This window comes from Serratia sp. Tan611, assembly GCF_905188235.1.
Classification (GTDB): domain Bacteria; phylum Pseudomonadota; class Gammaproteobacteria; order Enterobacterales; family Enterobacteriaceae; genus Serratia_B; species Serratia_B rhizosphaerae.
In genome coordinates, this window is sequence record NZ_LR994655.1 from 826,579 (window position 1) to 844,465 (window position 17,887).

The window sequence follows — 17,887 nt, forward strand, 5'->3', positions numbered from 1 at the left end:
ATGGCGGATTATCAGGGTAAAAAAGTGGTCATCATCGGACTGGGCCTGACCGGCCTGTCCTGTGTTGATTTCTTTATAACGCACGGCGTGACGCCGCGCGTTATGGATACCCGCATGTCTCCGCCAGGGCTGGAGCAACTGCCGGAGAGCGTGGAACGTCATCTGGGCAATCTGCGTGAAGACTGGCTGCTGTCGGCGGACCTGATCGTCGCCAGCCCGGGCGTGGCGCTGTCTACACCGGCCCTCCTCAGCGCGGCGGAAGCCGGCGTGGAAATCGTCGGCGACATCGAACTGTTCTGCCGTGAGGCACAGGCGCCGATTGTGGCGATTACCGGCTCCAACGGCAAAAGCACCGTCACCACCCTGGTGGGTGAGATGGCGAAGGCTGCCGGCTGGGCGGTCGGCGTCGGCGGCAATATCGGGTTACCGGCGCTGAGCCTGCTGCGCCAGGCGTGCGATCTGTACGTGCTGGAGCTGTCGAGCTTCCAGTTGGAAACCACCAGCAGCCTGCGCGCCGCTGCCGCCACCGTGCTCAATATCAGCGAAGATCATATGGATCGCTATCCGCTGGGGTTGCAGCAGTACCGGGCGGCGAAATTGCGCATTTACGAACAGGCCAAGACCTGCGTGGTGAACGCGGATGATGGGCTGACCATGCCGGTGCGCGGCGCCGACGAGCGCTGCATTAGTTTCGGCGTCGACGTGGGGGATTACCACCTCAACCGTCAGCAGGGAGAGACCTGGCTGCGGGTGCGCGGCGAAAAAGTGCTGAACACCCGCGAGATGAAACTGAGCGGCCAGCACAACCTGACCAATGCGCTGGCGGCGCTGGCGCTGGCCGACGCGGTGAAAATTCCGCGTTCCTCCAGTCTGAAGGCGCTGACCACCTACGCCGGGCTGGCGCACCGCTTCCAACTGGTGTTAGAGCATAACGGCGTGCGCTGGATTAATGACTCCAAAGCAACCAACGTCGGCAGCACCGAAGCGGCGCTGAACGGCCTGCAGGTCGACGGCACGCTGCATCTGCTGCTGGGTGGTGACGGTAAATCGGCCGACTTCTCGCCGCTGGCGCGTTATCTGCAGGGCGACAATATCCGTCTGTACTGCTTTGGCCGCGACGGCGCCCAGCTGGCGCAGCTGCGTCCCGATGTGGCGCTGCAGACTGAAACCATGGAACAGGGAATGCGGGCGATAGCCGGCGTGGTGCGCTCCGGCGATATGGTGCTGCTGTCACCCGCCTGCGCCAGCCTGGACCAGTTCCGTAATTTTGAAGTACGCGGCGATGAGTTCGCCCGTCTGGCACAGGAGCTTGGCGGATGAAACTACAACTGCCGTCATTCGGCTTAGCGGAAAAACTGAAAGACTGGGTGATGGGCTCGCGTGAAAACGAGAACGCCACGCTGGTGCTGTATGACCGTACGCTGCTGTGGCTGACGTTCGGTCTGGCGATTATCGGTTTTGTGATGGTGACCTCGGCGTCGATGCCGATCGGCCAGCGTCTGGCGGACGATCCGTTCCTGTTCGCCAAGCGTGACGCGCTGTATCTGGGGCTGGCGTTCGGCCTGTCGCTGGTGACGCTGCGCGTCCCGATGGATGTCTGGCAGCGTTACAGCACCGCGATGCTGCTGGTGTCGATCGTCTTGCTGCTCATCGTACTGGTGGTCGGCAGCTCGGTAAACGGCGCATCGCGCTGGATTGCCCTGGGGCCGCTGCGTATCCAGCCGGCGGAGCTGTCGAAGCTGTCGCTGTTCTGCTACCTGGCGAGCTATCTGGTGCGCAAGGTGGACGAGGTGCGCAGCAACTTCTGGGGCTTCTGTAAGCCGATGGGCGTGATGGTGGTGCTGGCGGTGCTGCTGCTGGCGCAGCCGGATCTGGGTACCGTGGTGGTGCTGTTTATCACCACGCTGGCGATGCTGTTCTTGGCCGGCGCCAAAATGTGGCAGTTCCTGGCGATTATCGGCTCCGGCGTGTTCGCCGTGGTGCTGTTGATTATCGCCGAACCGTACCGTATGCGCCGCGTGACTTCATTCTGGAACCCGTGGGCCGACCCGTTCGGCAGCGGCTACCAGCTGACCCAATCGCTGATGGCGTTCGGCCGCGGCGAATTCTGGGGGCAGGGGCTCGGCAACTCGGTGCAGAAACTGGAATATTTGCCGGAGGCGCACACCGACTTTATCTTCTCGATTTTAGGTGAAGAACTCGGCTATATCGGTGTGGTTTTCGCGCTGTTAATGGTATTCTTCGTCGCTTTTCGCGCGATGTCGATCGGCCGCAGGGCGCTGGAAATCGATCAGCGTTTTTCCGGTTTTCTCGCCTGCTCGGTCGGCGTGTGGTTCAGCTTCCAGGCGCTGGTTAACGTCGGCGCGGCGGCGGGCATGCTGCCAACCAAAGGCCTGACCCTGCCGCTGATCAGTTATGGCGGTTCGAGCCTGCTGATTATGTCGACGGCGATCGTGCTGTTATTGCGTATTGATTATGAAACGCGTCTGGCGAAAGCCCAGGCGTTTGTTAAGAGGTAAGGGATGAGCGGGAAAGCGAAGCGTTTAATGGTGATGGCAGGCGGTACCGGCGGGCATGTGTTCCCCGGGCTGGCGGTCGCTCATCATCTGATGGCGCAGGGCTGGCAGGTGCGCTGGCTCGGAACCGCAGACAGAATGGAAGCCGATCTGGTGCCAAAGCACGGGATCGAAATTGATTTTATTCGTATTTCCGGCTTGCGCGGCAAAGGCGTGATGGCGCAGCTGAGCGCGCCGCTGCGCATCTGGCGCGCGGTGCGTCAGGCGAAGGCGATTATGCGCAGCTACCAGCCGGACGTGGTGCTGGGCATGGGCGGTTACGTTTCCGGCCCGGGCGGCCTGGCGGCCTGGCAGTGCGGCGTTCCGGTCGTGCTGCACGAACAGAACGGCATCGCCGGCCTGACCAACCGCTGGCTGGCGCGCATCGCCACCACGGTGCTGCAGGCTTTCCCCGGCGCCTTCCCGAAAGCGGCGGTGGTGGGCAACCCGGTACGTACCGACGTGCTGGCGCTGCCGTTGCCGGCGGAACGCCTGGCCGGGCGTGAAGGCCCTGTCCGCGTGCTGGTGGTTGGCGGCAGTCAGGGCGCGCGCGTGCTGAATCAGACTGTTCCTGAAGTCGCGGCGCGTTTGGGCGATAAAATTACGCTCTGGCATCAGGTAGGCAAAGGCGCGTTGGACACGGTTCAGCGCGAATATGCCCGCGTCGGGCAGACGCAGCATAAGGTCGCCGAGTTTATCGATGATATGGCGGCCGCCTATGCCTGGGCTGACGTGGTGGTGTGCCGTTCCGGCGCGCTGACCGTCAGCGAGATTGCCGCGGCGGGACTGCCGGCGATTTTTGTGCCGTTCCAGCATAAGGACCGTCAGCAGTACTGGAACGCCCGCCCGCTGGAAGAAGCCGGCGCGGCGAAGATTATTGAACAGCCGCAGTTCAACGCCGATACGGTGGCCGAACTGCTGGCGAGCTGGGATCGTCCGACCCTGCTGGCCATGGCGGAGAAAGCGCGTTCGGTGGCGATCACCGATGCCACCGAACGGGTGGCGGCGGAGCTGATCCGCGTCGCGAAATAGAGATTGCAGGGGTTCGGTTCGCCGGGCCTGTAAATAAAGAAATATCATGTGGTGGGCGCTACGCGGGCCCTGGATTAGAGAGAGTATGAATACACAACAACTGGCGAAACTACGTACAATCGTGCCCGAGATGCGTCGCGTCCGGCACATTCACTTTGTCGGCATCGGTGGTGCCGGCATGGGTGGTATCGCCGAAGTGTTGGCTAATGAAGGGTATCAAATCAGCGGTTCGGATCTGGCGCCGAATCCGGTGACCCAGCAGCTGAGCGCGCTGGGGGCGACGATCTATTTCAACCATCGTCCGGAGAATGTGCTGGATGCGAGCGTAGTGGTGGTCTCCACCGCCATTGCTTCTGACAACCCTGAGATCGTCGCGGCGCGTGAAGCACGCATTCCGGTGATTCGCCGTGCCGAAATGCTGGCCGAACTGATGCGCTTTCGTCACGGCATCGCCGTGGCCGGTACGCACGGCAAAACTACCACCACCGCGATGGTGTCCAGTATTTATGCGGAAGCCGGTCTGGATCCGACCTTCGTCAACGGCGGTCTGGTGAAGGCGGCGGGCACGCACGCGCGCCTCGGCTGCAGCCGTTATCTGATTGCAGAGGCTGACGAAAGCGACGCGTCGTTCCTGCACCTGCAGCCGATGGTGGCGATTGTCACCAATATCGAAGCCGACCACATGGACACTTACCATGGCGACTTTGAAAACCTGAAGCAGACGTTTATCAACTTCCTGCACAACCTGCCGTTCTACGGCCGTGCGGTGATGTGCATTGATGACCCGGTGGTGCGTGAACTGTTGCCGCGCGTCGGGCGTCATATTACTACGTACGGTTTTAGCGAAGATGCCGACGTGCGTATTGAGAGCTACAGCCAGATTGGCCCACAGGGGCACTTTACCCTGAGCCGTCAGGATAAGCCGCAGATGACGGTTACCCTGAACGCGCCGGGACGTCACAATGCGCTGAACGCGGCGGCGGCGGTGGCCGTGGCTACCGAAGAGGGCATTGACGACGAGGACATTTTACGTGCGCTGGCCGGCTTCCAGGGTACCGGACGCCGTTTCGACTTCCTGGGCGAGTTCGCGCTGGATGCGGTGAACGGCAGCGCAGGCAGCGCGATGCTGGTGGACGACTACGGCCACCATCCGACTGAGGTGGATGCCACGATCAAAGCGGCACGCGCCGGCTGGCCGGATAAACGCCTGGTGATGGTGTTCCAGCCGCATCGCTATACCCGCACCCGCGACCTGTACGATGACTTTGCCAACGTGCTGTCTCAGGTGGACGTGCTGCTGATGCTGGAGGTCTATCCGGCGGGTGAAGCGCCGATTCCGGGCGCGGACAGCCGTTCGCTGTGCCGCACCATCCGTAACCGCGGCAAGCTGGACCCGATTTTAGTGTCCGACGCGGATACCGTGCCGGAAACGCTGGCCCAGCTGCTGCAGGCGGATGACCTGGTGCTGGTGCAGGGTGCGGGCAACGTCGGCAAAATTGCCCGTAATCTGGCGGAGCTGAAGCTGCAGCCGCAGAACAAAGAGGAGCAGCCGCATGACTGAGAAAGTCGCCGTCCTGCTGGGTGGCACCTCTGCTGAACGTGATGTTTCCCTGCAGTCCGGCGCGGCGGTGCTGGCCGGTCTGCGCGAAGCCGGCATTGACGCTCACGGCGTCGATACCCGCGACTTCCCGGTGTCGCAGCTCAAGGCGCAGGGCTTTAGCAAAGTATTTATCGCGCTGCACGGGCGCGGCGGCGAGGACGGCACCCTGCAGGGGATGCTGGAGTTCCTGGAATTGCCGTATACCGGTAGCGGCGTGATGGCCTCGGCGCTGACCATGGACAAATGGCGCACCAAGCTGGTATGGCAGTCGCTGGGCCTGCCGATCGCCCCTTACGTGGCGCTGCATCGTGCGGGTTTTAGCGGCGATGACAAGCATCAGGCGCTGGCGAACATCGAAGCTCTGGGGCTGCCGCTGATCGTCAAGCCAAGCCGCGAAGGCTCCAGCGTCGGCATGAGCAAGGTTGAGTCATTCGGCGCGCTTGAAGCGGCGCTGGAAGAGGCCTTCCGCCACGATGACGACGTGCTGGTGGAGAAATGGCTGAGCGGCCCGGAGTACACCGTGGCGTTTATTGGCGACAGCGTGATGCCGTCGATTCGCATTCAGCCGGCCGGTGTGTTTTACGACTACCAGGCGAAATACATTGCGGACGATACGCAGTATTTCTGCCCGAGCGGTTTGTCGGCCGAGCAGGAGGCTGAACTGGCCGCGCTGGCGGTACGCGCCTACCGTGCGCTGGACTGCAGCGGCTGGGGCCGCGTTGATGTAATGCAGGATAACGATGGCAGCTTCTATCTGCTCGAGGTGAACACCTCGCCGGGCATGACCAGTCATAGCCTGGTGCCGATGGCAGCACGCCAGTTTGGATTAAGCTTCTCGCAACTGGTGGCGAGAATTTTGGAATTGGCCGACTGATATGTCGCAAGCTGCCCTGAATGCACGCGACCGCGAGGTGGAGAACAACAGCCCGCGGCGCAGCAATGGAACCCAACTGGCGGGAATACTTTTTCTGCTGATGGTGCTGGGGACCGTGTTATGGAGTGGTTGGGCGGTGATTGGCTGGATGAAAGACGCCAGCCGTTTGCCGCTCTCCCGCCTGGTGGTGACCGGCGAACGCCATTACACCACCAACGATGATATTCGCCAGGCTATCCTGGCGCTGGGATCGCCGGGCACGTTTATGACGCAGGATGTGAATGTCATCCAGCAGCAGATTGAACGCTTGCCGTGGATTAAGCAGGCCAGCGTGCGCAAGCAATGGCCGGATGAGCTGAAAATCCATCTGGTGGAGTATGTCCCGGTGGCGCGCTGGAATGATTTGCATATGGTCGATGCCGAAGGCAAATCATTCAGCGTTCCGGCGGAGCGCGTCGGCAAGCAGAAATTGCCACTGCTTTATGGTCCGGAAGGGAGCGAGCAGGACGTGCTGGACGGCTATCGCACCATGAGCAGCGCGCTGGCCGCCGGCAAGTTTACCTTGAAGATGGCGGCGATGACGGCGCGCCACTCCTGGCAACTGGCTTTGGACAACGATGTTCGGTTGGAACTGGGGCGTGACGATCGCATGGGACGCCTGCAACGCTTTATCGAGCTGTATCCGGTGCTGGTGCAACAGGGCCAGGCGGAAAACAAACGTGTCAGCTACGTCGACCTGCGCTATGACGCCGGTGCCTCGGTAGGATGGAGTCCGGTGTTAATCGACCCGCAGGCGGCACGTGAACAGCAAAACAGTAATCAGCAACAGAATCAGGCACAGGCAAAACAACGATGATCAAGTCGACGGACAGAAAACTGGTAGTTGGACTGGAGATCGGTACGGCGAAAGTCGCCGCACTGGTAGGGGAAGTTCTGCCCGATGGCATGGTCAACATTATCGGGGTGGGCAGCTGTCCGTCCCGGGGCATGGATAAGGGCGGCGTTAATGACCTGGAATCGGTGGTGAAGTGCGTGCAGCGCGCCATCGATCAGGCGGAACTGATGGCGGATTGCCAGATTTCTTCGGTCTACCTCTCATTATCGGGCAAACACATCAGTTGCCAGAATGAAATCGGGATGGTTCCTATTTCCGAAGAGGAAGTGACCATGGAGGATGTGGAAAACGTTGTGCATACCGCCAAATCGGTGCGTGTGCGTGATGAACACCGCGTGCTGCATGTGATTCCTCAGGAATACGCCATCGACTATCAGGAAGGCATCAAAAACCCGGTAGGGTTGTCCGGCGTGCGTATGCAGGCCAAGGTGCACCTGATCACCTGCCATAACGATATGGCAAAAAACATTGTTAAAGCGGTTGAACGTTGTGGTCTGAAAGTTGACCAACTTATTTTCGCCGGTCTTGCCGCCAGCTATGCGGTGTTAACCGAAGATGAACGCGAGCTCGGCGTCTGTGTGGTGGATATCGGCGGCGGTACCATGGATATGGCGGTGTATACCGGTGGCGCGCTGCGTCACACCAAGGTTATCCCGTATGCCGGTAACGTGGTCACCAGCGATATTGCTTACGCCTTCGGCACACCGCCGACGGATGCGGAAGCGATTAAAGTTCGACACGGTTGTGCGCTTGGATCGATTGTTAGCAAGGATGAGAGTGTAGAGGTGCCTAGCGTCGGGGGACGTCCTCCGCGCAGTCTGCAAAGACAGACGCTGGCTGAAGTTATTGAGCCACGCTACACCGAACTGCTGAATCTGGTTAACGATGAGATTTTGCAATTACAGGAGCAACTGCGTCAGCAAGGGGTGAAGCATCATCTGGCAGCGGGTATCGTGCTGACCGGTGGCGCCGCCCAGATTGATGGCCTGGCAGCCTGTGCGCAACGGGTGTTCCACACCCAGGTACGCATCGGCCAACCCTTGAACATCACGGGTCTGACGGATTATGCGCAGGAGCCTTACTACTCGACGGCGGTAGGTCTGCTGCACTATGGAAAAGAGTCTCACCTGAGTGGTGAGGCAGAAGTAGAAAAAGGCGCCTCAGTGGGCAGTTGGTTTAAACGTATCAACAGCTGGCTGAGAAAAGAGTTTTAATGTTTTAACAAAGAGACCATGCATCGGTATTTTTTATGGTCTCGCAGCGACAGGCACAAAACGGAGAGAAACTATGTTTGAACCAATGGAACTAACCAATGACGCGGTGATTAAAGTCATCGGCGTCGGCGGTGGCGGTGGCAACGCCGTTGAACACATGGTGCGCGAGCGCATCGAAGGTGTTGAATTCTTCGCCGTAAATACCGACGCCCAGGCGCTCCGTAAAACGGCAGTTGGCCAAACCATCCAGATTGGTAATTGCATTACCAAAGGTCTGGGTGCGGGCGCGAACCCGGAAGTGGGTCGTAATTCAGCGGAAGAAGACCGTGAAGCCCTGCGTACCGCGCTGGAAGGCGCGGATATGGTCTTCATCGCGGCCGGCATGGGCGGGGGCACCGGTACCGGCGCCGCGCCAGTGGTGGCTGAAGTAGCAAAAGATCTGGGTATTCTGACAGTGGCCGTGGTTACCAAGCCTTTCAATTTCGAAGGCAAGAAGCGCATGGCGTTCGCTGAGCAGGGTATTGCAGAGCTGTCCAAGCATGTGGACTCCTTGATCACCATCCCGAACGACAAACTGCTGAAAGTTCTGGGACGCGGTATTTCTCTGCTGGACGCGTTCGGCGCGGCCAACGACGTGCTGAAAGGCGCGGTGCAGGGCATTGCCGAGCTGATCACCCGTCCGGGCCTGATGAACGTCGACTTCGCCGACGTGCGCACCGTGATGTCTGAAATGGGCTACGCGATGATGGGCTCCGGCATCGCCTGTGGTGAAGACCGTGCGGAAGAAGCGGCCGAAATGGCGATCTCCAGCCCGCTGCTGGAAGATATCGACCTGTCCGGCGCGCGTGGCGTACTGGTTAACATCACCGCCGGCTTTGACCTGCGTCTGGACGAGTTTGAAACCGTGGGTAACACCATCCGCGCGTTTGCATCCGACAACGCCACCGTGGTGATCGGTACCTCTCTGGATCCGGAGATGAACGACGAACTGCGCGTGACCGTGGTTGCGACCGGTATCGGTATGGACAAGCGTCCGGAAATCACTCTGGTGACCAACAAGCAGCAGCAGGTCAGCCAGCCGGTGATGGATCATCGTTACCAGCAGCACGGTATGTCGCCGCTGCCGCAGGAAGTTAAGCCTGCCGCCAAGGTAGTGAACGATCAGAACGCGCAACCAAACAAAGAGCCTGACTATCTGGATATTCCAGCCTTCTTGCGTAAGCAAGCTGACTAAGAATTTCCTGAGAATTTGGCATCTCCGCTCTTTGTGCTAAACTGTCCCGCCGGCCATGCTGTATGCTTGGCCGGTAGGATGGATAACATTGCGAGATAAAACGATGATCAAACAAAGGACATTAAAACGTATCGTTCAGGCGACTGGCGTCGGTTTGCATACCGGCAAGAAAGTCACGCTGACGATGCGCCCAGCGCCGGCCAATACCGGGGTCATCTATCGTCGCACTGACTTGAATCCACCGGTTGATTTTCCGGCTGATGCAAAATCCGTGCGTGATACCATGCTCTGTACTTGCCTGGTGAATGAGCATGACGTGCGTATTTCTACCGTTGAGCATCTAAATGCCGCACTGGCTGGCCTTGGCATCGACAACATCATTATTGAAGTTGACGCAGCCGAGATCCCAATCATGGACGGTAGCGCCAGTCCGTTTGTGTTCCTGCTGCTGGACGCCGGCATTGAGGAACTGAACTCAGCGAAGAAATTCCTGCGTCTGAAAGACACCGTTCGCGTTGAAGATGGTGATAAATGGGCCGAGCTGTCCCCGCATAACGGGTTCCGCCTGGACTTTACCATTGACTTCAACCACCCGGCGATTGACGCCAGCGCGCAGCGCTACCGCTTAGATTTTTCTGCCGACTCGTTCGTGCGTCAAATCAGCCGTGCGCGTACCTTCGGGTTTATGCGCGATATCGAATACCTGCAATCCCGTGGCCTGGCCCTGGGCGGCAGCTTCGATTGTGCCATCGTGGTGGACGACTACCGCGTCCTGAACGAAGACGGCCTGCGTTTTGAAGATGAATTCGTTCGTCACAAAATGCTGGACGCCATCGGCGACCTGTTTATGTGCGGCCATAATATCATTGGCGCATTTACTGCCTATAAGTCCGGCCATGCACTGAACAACAAGTTGCTGCAGGCGGTACTGGCAAAACAGGAAGCGTGGGAATTCGTCACGTTCCAGGACGAAGCTGAAATGCCGTTGGCATTCAAAGCGCCGTCCACCGTATTGGCATAAGCATAGGCCTGAATTCGCTGGTTATTTCTCACGACTGGTAGTGTTGGCACCCTCTCCGGCCAGGGCTGCCAGTCGTTCTAATGTCTTGCGCAGTTTTTCCGGACTGCGGCTGGCTATTCCCCGTAATTGTTCCGCACTTTCCTCGCTCAGACGACGCATCGGCGCCGCGGCGGGTTCATCTGTTGTTTTTTGCAGCGAATTCTGCTGCTGATTGCCGCCTTTTGCCATCAACGCCGGATTAATCCTGATGTCGATCGATGACAATGATGGTAGAATTTGCGCTCGTAGTGCGGATAATAAGCTCGGCTGTTCGTAGCGCAGGCGCATCATCCAGCTGGCATTGGCCGTTTCCAGCACTAATACACCCTGTCTGAAGTTTGCGACACGGCACCAGGGATGCAGTTGAGCCGGCAATAGGCCCTTGACTGCGCGGTTGAGTTTCAGCAGGGCGGCAGCGCGTTGTTGAACGTTGTGCAACGGCCCTTTGTCTGCGGATGACGACTCAGAAAACAGGACATCTAATAATTGTGGACGGCTATCGCGCATAATGGCTCCGGCGGATTAACAAACTCGTGATCGGTATTCTAAATCGTTGGCGACAATTTGGCAGACGTTATTTCTGGCCGCATCTCCTGTTGGGGATGGTAGCGGCTACGCTTGGCGTACCGCAAAATCTGACGGGCGGCCCCGATCAAGCCGCGTTGCCGAGCACCTCGTCCAGCCTTAATCGGCAAAATTCCATCAGCCATGCCTTCAGCGGCCTGGCTTTGCTGCAAGAGGTTCACCGCCGGCCGAACTTCAGCGTCGACTATTGGCAGCAGCATGCGCTGCGCACCGTCATCCGTCACCTCTCTTTCGCCCTGGCGCCGCAGGTTGTTTATGCGCGCGTGCAGGAAAGCGACGCTGAACCGGTCGAGCCGCCGCTAAAAGCGGCGCAGCTGGCGCTGCTGTTTACGCTCAATACGCTGTTGACCCATGAGCCTAAGCCGCCGACCATCATCCGCGACACGCACCATTCCGTTCATCCGCCGCTGGCGCAGCATCAGGTCGGGCTGTGGCTGGCGCAGGTGCAGGGCATTCGAGCCGGCCCTGCGGCTGCAGTCTGATTTAGCCCTCTTGGCAACGATAACCAACAAATAACAGCAAGATGACGGCCTGTTTGGCGGTCATGAACGAGATATTAAACACATGTTAGTTAAATTATTGACCAAAGTCTTTGGTAGCCGTAACGATCGTACGCTGCGCCGCATGCGCAAAGTGGTTGAGCAGATCAACCGCATGGAACCGGACATGGAAAAACTGTCCGATGATGAGCTGAAAGCCAAAACCAACGAATTCCGCGAACGCCTGAAAAAAGGCGAGACGGTAGAGAGCCTGATTCCGGAAGCCTTTGCGGTGGTGCGTGAAGCCAGTAAGCGCGTATTCGGCATGCGTCACTTTGACGTGCAGCTGCTGGGCGGCATGGTGCTGAACGACCGCTGTATCGCCGAGATGCGTACCGGTGAAGGTAAAACCCTGACGGCGACCCTGCCGGCGTACCTGAATGCCCTGAGCGGCCGCGGCGTGCACGTGGTGACCGTCAACGATTATCTGGCGCAGCGCGATGCCGAGAACAACCGCCCGCTGTTTGAATTCCTGGGTCTCAGCGTCGGCATCAACCTGCCGGGCATGCCGGCACCGGCCAAACGTGAAGCCTATGCCGCCGACATCACTTACGGCACCAACAACGAATACGGCTTCGACTACCTGCGCGACAACATGGCGTTCAGCCCTGAAGAGCGCGTGCAGCGTAAACTGCACTATGCGCTGGTGGATGAGGTTGACTCCATCCTGATCGATGAAGCGCGTACCCCGCTGATTATCTCCGGTCCGGCTGAAGACAGCTCCGAGATGTATATCAAGGTCGACAAGCTGATCCCTAAACTGATCCGCCAGGAAAAAGAAGACTCCGACACCTTCCAGGGTGAAGGTCACTTCTCGGTGGATGAGAAGGCGCGTCAGGTGCACCTGACCGAGCGCGGCCTGATCCTGATCGAAGAGATGCTGGTGGAAGCGGGCATTATGGAAGAGGGCGAATCGCTCTATTCACCGACCAACATCATGCTGATGCACCACGTCACCGCCGCGCTGCGTGCGCACGTGCTGTTTACCCGTGACGTCGATTACATTGTGAAAGACGGCGAAGTGATCATCGTTGATGAGCACACCGGTCGTACCATGCAGGGGCGCCGCTGGTCTGATGGCCTACATCAGGCGGTGGAAGCCAAAGAAGGCGTGGAAATCCAGAACGAAAACCAGACGCTGGCGTCGATCACCTTCCAGAACTACTTCCGTCTGTATGAGAAGCTGGCGGGGATGACCGGTACCGCCGATACCGAAGCGTTTGAATTCAGCTCCATCTACAAGTTGGACACCATCGTCGTGCCGACCAACCGTCCGATGATCCGTAAGGATATGCCGGATCTGGTTTACATGACCGAGCAAGAGAAAATTGCGGCGATCATTGAAGATATTCGCGAACGTACCGCCAACGGCCAGCCGGTGCTGGTCGGGACCATCTCGATTGAGAAATCGGAAGTGGTATCCCGCGAGCTGACCAAGGCCGGCGTTGAGCACAAGGTACTGAACGCCAAATTCCACGCCATGGAAGCGGATATCGTTGCCCAGGCTGGTCAGGCCGGCGCGGTGACCATCGCCACCAACATGGCCGGTCGTGGTACCGACATCGTGCTGGGCGGCAGCTGGCAGACGGAAGTCGCACAGCTGGAAGAACCGACCGAAGAGCAAATCGCCGCGATTAAAGACGCCTGGAAAGTGCGCCACGACGCCGTGCTGGCCGCTGGCGGTCTGCATATTATCGGCACCGAGCGCCATGAATCCCGCCGTATCGATAACCAGCTGCGCGGCCGTTCCGGTCGTCAGGGCGATGCCGGTTCTTCCCGCTTCTACCTGTCGATGGAAGATGCGCTGATGCGTATCTTCGCTTCCGACCGCGTCTCCAACATGATGCGTAAGCTGGGGATGAAAGAAGGCGAGGCGATTGAGCACCCGTGGGTCACCAAGGCGATCGCCAACGCGCAGCGTAAAGTGGAAAGCCGTAACTTCGATATTCGTAAGCAGCTGCTGGAATATGATGACGTGGCGAACGATCAGCGCCGTGCCATTTACACCCAGCGTAACGAACTGTTGGACGTTTCCGACATCAGCGAAACCATCGCCAGCATCCGTGAGGACGTGTTCAAGGCCACTATCGACAACTACATTCCGCCACAGTCTCTGGAAGAAATGTGGGATGTGCAGGGGCTGGAAGAGCGTCTGAAAAACGACTTCGATCTGGAGATGCCGATTGCCGAGTGGCTGGACAAAGAGCCGGAGCTGCACGAAGAAACGCTGCGCGAGCGCATTCTGGAAAAGGCCAAAGAAGAGTATCTGCTGAAAGAAGACGTCGTCGGCAGCGAAATGATGCGTAACTTCGAGAAGGGCGTGATGCTGCAGACGCTGGATTCGCTGTGGAAAGAGCACCTGGCGGCAATGGATTATCTGCGTCAGGGCATCCACCTGCGTGGTTATGCACAGAAGGATCCGAAGCAGGAGTACAAGCGTGAATCCTTCGCTATGTTCGCCGCGATGCTGGAGTCACTGAAGTATGAAGTGATCAGCGTACTGAGCAAGGTTCAGGTGCGGATGCCGGAAGAGGTGGAAGCGCTGGAGCAGCAACGCCGTGAAGAAGCGGAACGTCTGGCGCAGCAGCAGCAGCTGAGCCACCAGGATGAAAATGCGCTGGCAACGAGCGATCCGAATGCGCCGGCGGTGGCCGAACGTAAAGTGGGCCGCAACGATCCTTGCCCTTGCGGTTCCGGCAAAAAATATAAGCAGTGCCACGGCCGTCTGCAAAAGTAAGCCGTCGTGAAACAGGCGATTAATGCCTTGTGGGGCCGGACATGTCCGGCCCCAGTTATATCTGGCGTTACCCGTAAGCGGTGGCGCAGTTCAAGAATGATTTAGGAGTTAGCGATGAAACATCTGAACATCGCCGTGGGTATTATTCGTAATTCCCGGCAGGAGATCTTTCTTACCCGCCGCGGTGCGGATTCCCATATGGCAGGTTTTTGGGAGTTTCCTGGCGGCAAGATTGAAGCGGGTGAAACGGCGGAGCAGGCGCTGTACCGTGAGCTGCAGGAAGAAACCGGCATTGATGCCGGGCAGGCCGTGCTGTTGGAGGTGCTGGAGCACCGTTTTACCGACCGTATTGTGACGTTGAATTTCTATCTGGTGGAGCACTGGCAGGGCGAACCGTTTGGCCGTGAAGGCCAGCCGATGCGCTGGGTAAAACAGGCGGAGCTGCGTGAAGATGAATTCCCGCCGGCCAACGCCGCGATTGTCCGGCAACTGGTTGCGCAGGCCGGCGCGGCGCAGTGAATATCAGTTAACGAACGGCCTGGCAAGCCAGGCCGTATTGAGCGCTAGTAGTCTTCCTTTTCACTCCACTCGTCGCTGTCGGATAAGTCGCCATTGCTTGGGATGCGCTTTTCTTCGGCCGCCCATTCACCCAGATCGATCATCTGGCAGCGCTTGCTGCAGAACGGACGATACGGGCTGACTTCCCCCCAAACAACGTCTTTGCCACAGGTCGGGCAATTTACTACGGTAGTCATTACTCTTCCTTAGCCGGCTTTTCAACGGGCCATTTTATTGTTTACTAACAGCAGGCCAGATCGAACGTCAGGCGTTCCGGCACCTGAGTATGGTCGCCGTCCAGCGACAAGAAGCGAATGGCGTAACGCGTCTTGTGACCGGAAATTTGCGGATACAGCTGATGCGACAGGTCGATACGCAGGCGCAGCAGATCGGCATCTTCCGCATTATCCTGATAAAACCCGTTCAGACTGATTTGATTGCGGAACGGCCCGGACTGGCGGATCAGACTCAGGATCATCGTCAGCGCCTGATGTAACGGATCCAGGGTTTCCAGCCACTGGGCGACGTCGGCATCGCGCTCTGATTGAGGCACGTGCATCCACATGTGCAGCGTCGGCAGATCGAAACTGCAGCAGCCACCGGGAATGCCCAAACGTTGGCGCACCAGGCTGATGAGTTTATCTTCACGCAGTGGTTGGCCCATACGCGGCGCGGCGATAAGACGTGAAGAAAGGTCTTTCAACTGGCTGCGTAACTGTTCGACCAGCGACATATCAACGCCGGGCACGTCGGCCCACTGCAGCAGTTTTTGCTGCTGGCGTTCCAGTTCTTTCGCCAGTTCGGTGCGGACTTCACCGCGTTCCAGCACGTCCAGCAGATCGGAAACGGTACGGAAAAAGGTCAGGGCGATGGCGGTATCGCTCAATGCCCGGTGGCCATGTAACTGTTGCAGCAAAAATTCAATTCGCAGCCAGGTACGCATTTTTTCATTCAACGGGTGTTCAAAGAGAACGGTTGGAGAAGCGTCACTCATTCGGTTTAATCCTGTCGTTTTGCTGATGCCGCAAGGTCCAGATAGCGGCGATGCAAGGCGGCTACGTGTGATTCTATCTCTTGTGCGGCGCCGCAGTTGTCGATCACGTCGTCCGCCACTGCCAGTCGCTGCTCGCGCGTTGCCTGGGCAGATAAAATATTGAGTGCCTGCTGGCGGCTGACGCCGTCGCGGGCGATGGTTCTGAGCAACTGGGTATCGCTGTCGACATCGACCACCACGACCCGGTCGGCACGTGACTGTAGCTGGTTTTCCACCAGCAGCGGCACCACCCAGAGCGCATAGGGGCTGTCGGCCAGCGCCAGCTGGCGCTGTGTTTCCTGCTGTATCACCGGGTGCAGCAGCTGATTCAGCCAGCGTTTTTCATCCGGCTGGCTGAAGATACGCTGACGCAGCGCCGCCCGATCCAAAGCGCCATCCGGCTGGAGTATCCCATGGCCAAAATGCGCGCTGATGGCCGCCAATGATGGCGTGCCGGGCTCTACAACCTGGCGGGCGATGATGTCGGCATCGACAATCACGATGCCATGACGCGCAAAAGCATTGGCGACGGTTGATTTACCGCTGCCGATGCCGCCGGTCAACGCAACAATGTAAGTCATGGCGTGAAGGGACACCCTAAGATTTATCCAGAAACAATAGACGAATCATAAAGCGATCGTGCAGAAGTGCAAGTCGACGCCGTCAGGCTGGCGTTTCTGTCGCCAGAATGGCAAAAATGGGCGCAATATCACATCGGAATGGCGCAGGTAAATTTCTGGGATTGTAGCGTAAATAAAGACGAAATCGCAGTCTTGCCGCGTGATTATTCCGGCGTATGATAACGTCACTGGAACTGGCATCAAGCTGTTCTGCGCAGGTGGCGGCATTAGCTGAAACCCGCGGGATAGAAGATTCGATCACCCTTGCGATCCGTCGCCATAAACCAGGAAATCCGTTGTCATGCGTATTGAAGAAGATTTGAAGTTAGGTTTTAAAGATGTGCTGATCCGCCCGAAGCGCTCCACGCTGAAAAGCCGCTCCGAAGTAGAACTGGAGCGCCAGTTTACCTTCAAACATTCGGGATGGAACTGGTCCGGCGTACCTATCATTGCCGCCAATATGGATACGGTCGGCACCTTCCGCATGGCAGAGGCTCTGGCGTCTTTCGATGTGCTTACTGCGGTACACAAACACTATTCGGTTGAACAATGGGCCGAATTCGTTCAGCGCGTACCGGCAGAGACGCTGCGTCACGTGATGGTTTCTACCGGCACCTCCGATGCCGACTTCGTAAAGATGAAGCAAATTCTGGCGCTGTCGCCGGCGCTGAAGTTTATCTGCATCGATGTGGCTAACGGCTACTCGGAGCACTTTGTCGCCTTCCTGCAGAAAGCGCGCGAAGCCTGCCCGCAACACGTGATCTGCGCCGGCAATGTGGTCACCGGCGAAATGGTCGAGGAGCTGATCCTGTCCGGCGCCGATATCGTTAAGGTCGGCATTGGCCCGGGTTCAGTGTGCACCACGCGGGTGAAAACCGGCGTCGGCTACCCGCAGCTGTCCGCGGTGATTGAATGCGCGGACGCGGCGCACGGGCTGGGTGGGCAGATTGTCAGCGACGGCGGCTGCTCGGTGCCGGGCGATGTGGCGAAAGCCTTCGGCGGCGGCGCGGACTTTGTCATGCTGGGCGGCATGCTGGCCGGCCACGACGAGTGCGAAGGCACGGTGGTGGAAGAGAACGGCGAGAAATTTATGCTGTTCTACGGCATGAGTTCCGAATCCGCGATGAAGCGCCACGTGGGCGGCGTCGCGGAGTACCGCGCGGCAGAAGGCAAAACCGTGAAGCTGCCGCTGCGCGGCGAAGTGGAATTCACCGTACGCGATATCCTCGGCGGCCTGCGTTCGGCCTGCACCTACGTGGGGGCAGAGCGTCTGAAAGAGCTGACCAAACGCACCACCTTTATCCGCGTTGCGGAGCAGGAAAACCGCGTATTCGGCAGCAAGTAATCTCCT

General features: G+C 58.6%; 17 protein-coding genes. 13 read left to right on the forward strand and 4 right to left on the reverse strand.

Annotated elements, in window-relative coordinates:
• The 9 genes from murD (at position 1) to lpxC (ending at position 10,425) form a co-directional block, all read left to right on the forward strand.
• Positions 1–1,320: a UDP-N-acetylmuramoyl-L-alanine--D-glutamate ligase gene (murD, locus tag TAN611_RS03800; protein ID WP_105229768.1), complete on the forward strand. Its 1,320-nt coding sequence runs from the start codon at positions 1–3 to the stop codon at positions 1,318–1,320.
• The gene (gene ftsW, locus TAN611_RS03805; protein ID WP_105229769.1) at positions 1,317–2,519 is read left to right on the forward strand and encodes a cell division protein FtsW; all 1,203 of its coding nucleotides are present in this window, start codon (positions 1,317–1,319) and stop codon (positions 2,517–2,519) included. Before murD ends, ftsW begins: the two co-directional genes overlap by 4 nt.
• A 3-nt stretch (positions 2,520–2,522) precedes the next feature.
• Complete coding sequence (gene murG / locus TAN611_RS03810; protein WP_105229770.1) at positions 2,523–3,587, forward strand: undecaprenyldiphospho-muramoylpentapeptide beta-N-acetylglucosaminyltransferase; 1,065 nt, start codon at positions 2,523–2,525, stop codon at positions 3,585–3,587.
• Between the two features lie 85 nt (positions 3,588–3,672).
• On the forward strand, positions 3,673–5,148 hold the full coding sequence (gene murC, locus TAN611_RS03815) for a UDP-N-acetylmuramate--L-alanine ligase (RefSeq protein ID WP_105229771.1): 1,476 nt from the start codon (positions 3,673–3,675) through the stop codon (positions 5,146–5,148).
• On the forward strand, positions 5,141–6,061 hold the full coding sequence (locus TAN611_RS03820; protein ID WP_105229772.1) for a D-alanine--D-alanine ligase: 921 nt from the start codon (positions 5,141–5,143) through the stop codon (positions 6,059–6,061). The genes murC and TAN611_RS03820 overlap by 8 nt, the downstream gene beginning before the upstream one ends.
• 1 nt (position 6,062) lies before the next feature.
• Entirely contained in the window at positions 6,063–6,917 is an 855-nt protein-coding gene (gene ftsQ, locus TAN611_RS03825; RefSeq protein WP_105229773.1) for a cell division protein FtsQ, read from the forward strand.
• Positions 6,914–8,170 carry a cell division protein FtsA gene (gene ftsA / locus TAN611_RS03830; RefSeq protein WP_015670921.1) on the forward strand — a complete coding sequence of 419 codons (1,257 nt, stop codon included), beginning with the start codon at positions 6,914–6,916 and terminating at the stop codon, positions 8,168–8,170. Before ftsQ ends, ftsA begins: the two co-directional genes overlap by 4 nt.
• A 73-nt stretch (positions 8,171–8,243) precedes the next feature.
• Complete coding sequence (ftsZ, locus tag TAN611_RS03835) at positions 8,244–9,404, forward strand: cell division protein FtsZ (protein ID WP_015670922.1); 1,161 nt, start codon at positions 8,244–8,246, stop codon at positions 9,402–9,404.
• A 103-nt stretch (positions 9,405–9,507) separates the two neighbouring features.
• Positions 9,508–10,425: a UDP-3-O-acyl-N-acetylglucosamine deacetylase gene (gene lpxC / locus TAN611_RS03840; protein WP_105229774.1), complete on the forward strand. Its 918-nt coding sequence runs from the start codon at positions 9,508–9,510 to the stop codon at positions 10,423–10,425.
• Between the two features lie 21 nt (positions 10,426–10,446).
• Here lpxC and TAN611_RS03845 read toward each other — a convergent pair whose 3' ends face one another.
• The gene (locus tag TAN611_RS03845; protein ID WP_105229775.1) at positions 10,447–10,971 is read right to left on the reverse strand and encodes a DUF721 domain-containing protein; all 525 of its coding nucleotides are present in this window, start codon (positions 10,969–10,971) and stop codon (positions 10,447–10,449) included.
• Between the two features lie 26 nt (positions 10,972–10,997).
• Between TAN611_RS03845 and secM the strand changes: the two genes are divergently transcribed.
• From secM to mutT, 3 genes are all read left to right on the forward strand, one after another.
• Positions 10,998–11,531, forward strand: coding sequence for a secA translation cis-regulator SecM (secM, locus tag TAN611_RS03850; protein WP_105229776.1), 534 nt, complete (start codon positions 10,998–11,000; stop codon positions 11,529–11,531).
• Between the two features lie 82 nt (positions 11,532–11,613).
• Positions 11,614–14,325: a preprotein translocase subunit SecA gene (secA, locus tag TAN611_RS03855; RefSeq protein WP_105229777.1), complete on the forward strand. Its 2,712-nt coding sequence runs from the start codon at positions 11,614–11,616 to the stop codon at positions 14,323–14,325.
• Between the two features lie 114 nt (positions 14,326–14,439).
• Positions 14,440–14,844, forward strand: coding sequence for an 8-oxo-dGTP diphosphatase MutT (gene mutT, locus TAN611_RS03860; RefSeq protein ID WP_197951270.1), 405 nt, complete (start codon positions 14,440–14,442; stop codon positions 14,842–14,844).
• A gap of 44 nt (positions 14,845–14,888) precedes the next feature.
• On the opposite strand, the gene yacG is transcribed toward mutT, so the two are convergent.
• From yacG to coaE, 3 genes are read right to left on the reverse strand one after another with little or no spacing between them, the layout of a single operon-like run.
• Positions 14,889–15,080: a DNA gyrase inhibitor YacG gene (gene yacG / locus TAN611_RS03865; RefSeq protein ID WP_105229779.1), complete on the reverse strand. Its 192-nt coding sequence runs from the start codon at positions 15,078–15,080 to the stop codon at positions 14,889–14,891.
• A 44-nt stretch (positions 15,081–15,124) separates the two neighbouring features.
• Positions 15,125–15,877, reverse strand: coding sequence for a cell division protein ZapD (gene zapD, locus TAN611_RS03870; protein WP_105229780.1), 753 nt, complete (start codon positions 15,875–15,877; stop codon positions 15,125–15,127).
• A 5-nt stretch (positions 15,878–15,882) separates the two neighbouring features.
• Entirely contained in the window at positions 15,883–16,497 is a 615-nt protein-coding gene (gene coaE, locus TAN611_RS03875) for a dephospho-CoA kinase (protein ID WP_197951272.1), read from the reverse strand.
• 340 nt (positions 16,498–16,837) lie between these two features.
• On the opposite strand from coaE, the gene TAN611_RS03880 reads away from it, so the two are divergent.
• Positions 16,838–17,881 carry a GMP reductase gene (locus TAN611_RS03880; RefSeq protein WP_105229782.1) on the forward strand — a complete coding sequence of 348 codons (1,044 nt, stop codon included), beginning with the start codon at positions 16,838–16,840 and terminating at the stop codon, positions 17,879–17,881.
• Positions 17,882–17,887: the final 6 nt, after the last annotated feature.